This is a genomic window from Paenarthrobacter aurescens (genome assembly GCF_025421775.1).
Lineage (GTDB): Bacteria > Actinomycetota > Actinomycetes > Actinomycetales > Micrococcaceae > Arthrobacter > Arthrobacter aurescens_B.
The window spans coordinates 1-229 of the sequence record NZ_JAOEFX010000820.1; the positions used below are offsets into that span (position 1 = coordinate 1).

General features: G+C 64.6%; 1 protein-coding gene. It reads left to right on the forward strand.

Annotated features, from left to right (window positions below; all coding sequences use genetic code 11):
• Nucleotides 1-229 (forward strand): quinolinate synthase NadA (nadA, locus tag N7568_RS25700; protein WP_261612426.1); only part of this gene is annotated, 229 nt, incomplete at both ends.

A 229-nucleotide genomic window follows, 5' to 3' on the forward strand; every position in this document is an offset into this window, starting at 1 on the left:
TTGCATGGGCCTTCGAGCGTGGTCAGCGCGTCCTGTTCTTCCCCGACCAGCACCGTGGCCGCAACACCGCCAAGGCGCTGGGCGTCCCCTGGGAACAGATGCCCATGTGGAACCCCCGCAAGGAACTGGGCGGCAACGACGAACAGTCCTTGCTCGACTCCCGGGGGATCCTGTGGCACGGCTTCTGCTCTGTGCACAAGCGCTTCAACGTGGGCCAGATCGAGAAAGC